The sequence below is a fragment of the Candidatus Phytoplasma sp. AldY-WA1 genome (genome assembly GCF_020312115.2).
Lineage (GTDB): Bacteria > Bacillota_I > Bacilli_A > Acholeplasmatales > Acholeplasmataceae > Phytoplasma > Phytoplasma vitis.
The window spans coordinates 1-2,268 of the sequence record NZ_JAHRHX020000079.1 but is presented as its reverse complement, the minus strand read 5'-3'; the positions used below and the strand labels follow the sequence as shown (position 1 = coordinate 2,268).

Sequence of the window (2,268 nt, the reverse complement as noted above, 5' to 3'; positions counted from 1 at the left end):
AGTTTTTTATGATAATATTTAGTTGTAGATATAAAATATGGTTTTTTATTTTTTAATGATGTTGATGTTCGTAAAAGGAATGAACTTGGTGGTAATTAAGTTTTGCAAAAAATTGTTAGCTGAGTTGGAAAATAAGTTAACTACTTGATTAATACCTTGGATTTTTCCTTGTTCGATTTTATTATTTAATCTTTGCGTTTCTTTTTCATTGTTCGTTAATAAATAAAATTCAAAGCGAGTATCTAATTTTTTGAGTTGTTGAGCTTCTATCATGGCTTGTTTATAACGTTCACGAAGACAAGTTTTGAAATTAAAAGCGATAATTCTTTTCTTTTGGGTAAATAAAATTAAATCAAATTTAATGTCTGGAATAAAAAATAAATTTACTTGAGGGTATAAATTAGTAATACCTTTGTTTTGAAAATATAATAAAATGAGATATTCGTTGATTTTACCACTAATTGCTTTTTGGCTTTGAGAATTGATATTATTTTGATTAAAATAATGGTTTAATTGTTGATAATTGGTTTTCATATATTCGTCAATTGAAAGATTAAAGGTATCTTTTTTAAAAAAATATTTTAATATTTTCACAGTTTTAATATTAATATTGAATTGTTGGATGTTAAAAAAATCTTGATCGGTTAACATTTTAAAATTCCTTTCTTTAAATAAAAAAAGACTTTTAAATTAAAGTCTTTTATTGTTTTTTTAGTTTTAAAAATTCTTTTTATTTTTTGGATAATGATGTTATTGGAATGAATGGTTGTAATTTTGCCGTTGGTGTAATAATTATGAATTGTTCCGTTTTTTGATTGTTTGATAAATTTTTTCATAGTAAATCTTTCTTTCTTAATAAGTTAAAAACTTTCATAGCGTTACTGTCAACTGGATCGTTGCTTGATAAAATTAAAGTTGAACCTTGATGAATGCGACTGAGATAATCGTGATATCCGTCTTTTACTTGATTGAAATATGATAATGGTTTTTGTTCGATAACGTCGAGTTTATGATGGGTTTGTTTCTTTTTGCGTTCAATTCCGATTTTAGGATCAATGTCTAAATAAACTAGTAAATCGCATGGAATGAATAATTGAGTCAATACAGTCTTAAAAATTGATTCTAAAATGACAGTTTGTTCGTGAAATGGATATAGTTGGTATGCGTAAGTTGATGCTAACCAACGATCTAAAATGACAATTTCTTTGTTGATTAGGGCTGATTTAATTAATTCTTCAAAAGTTTGTGCCATATTGGCAATGCTTAAAAAGAATCGAGTATCTTGATGAATTAAATCAGATTGTAAAAATATTTTTCTGATTTCGTGTCCTAATTGACTGCTGCCTAATCCTTGATATTGTTTAAATTCTAATTTGTTTTTGATTAAAATTTTTTGAAATGCTTTGATAAAAGTAGTTTTACCACTTCCATCGAGTCCTTCGATGACAATGAATGTCATAATTCTTTCTCCTTTTAGGTTAATTTTTGGTATAAAAAAAGATTCATATAGAATGAATCTTTTTAATTGTTAATAATTGTTGATTTGGTTTTGTTTTTTTAATGGCTGAGCGTTTTTGTTTTTTGTTTTTGTGTTGTAATGGGCGATTTAAATCGCCTGGTTTTTTTGCTGGTTGGTGTCTTTGTTTTTAAATTAAAAAAAGAACTAATTTAATTAGTTCTTTTAATTATTTTTTGTGCTTTTATTTGATTTTAAAAAATAAAAAAAATTATAATTTTGAAGGATTTTTAGTATAATATTCAAAAATATCTTTTTCTGAAATAATATTATCACTTGGATCAAAAAAATCATCTTCAAAATTATTGATCCAAGGATCTTCTTGATGTGTTTTACTTGAAAGTTCAAAAGGTTTCATATTACCATATTTATTTAAAATATATTCAATTGATTCTATTTGTTCTTTTGTTAATTTAACAGATATAAATTCGTTTTCTTTAATTAATTTAACAGGGTCATCACCATATTGTGCTAATTTAAAATATAAATTAGGAAAAACTGGGCCATAAATCCATGCATGAATAGAACAATTAGGAAAAAGATCTTTTTTAGAATCTTTTTTATTTTTTACTAAATAATGAGCGTGAATATAATATAAAATTTTTTGTAATTTTAAATTAGTTATTGTTGAATCTTTTTTAATAATATAATTTGCCATAGTAAATAAAATATTTTCAAAATTTGGTTCTTTCATATTAATATTTCTTTTTTTAATTTGGTTTTTCATAATATTTTCCTTTTTGGTTGAATTT

The 2,268-nt window shown here is 23.8% G+C and carries 4 protein-coding genes; all 4 read right to left on the bottom strand.

Translation table 11 applies throughout. The annotated features are described in order from the left end of the window. Nucleotides 1-45: 45 nt before the first annotated feature. On the bottom strand, nt 46-651 hold the full coding sequence (locus tag KTO59_RS04035) for a hypothetical protein (RefSeq protein ID WP_284928772.1): 606 nt from the start codon (nt 649-651) through the stop codon (nt 46-48). Next, nucleotides 645-836, bottom strand: a complete 192-nt coding sequence (locus KTO59_RS04030) for a hypothetical protein (protein ID WP_284928771.1) — start codon at nt 834-836, stop codon at nt 645-647. The genes KTO59_RS04035 and KTO59_RS04030 overlap by 7 nt, the downstream gene beginning before the upstream one ends. After that, the gene (gene tmk / locus KTO59_RS04025) at nt 833-1,459 is read right to left on the bottom strand and encodes a dTMP kinase (RefSeq protein WP_284928770.1); all 627 of its coding nucleotides are present in this window, start codon (nt 1,457-1,459) and stop codon (nt 833-835) included. Before tmk ends, KTO59_RS04030 begins: the two co-directional genes overlap by 4 nt. A 268-nt stretch (nt 1,460-1,727) precedes the next feature. Next, on the bottom strand, nt 1,728-2,243 hold the full coding sequence (locus tag KTO59_RS04020) for a Panacea domain-containing protein (protein ID WP_284928769.1): 516 nt from the start codon (nt 2,241-2,243) through the stop codon (nt 1,728-1,730). Nucleotides 2,244-2,268 lie beyond the last annotated feature (25 nt).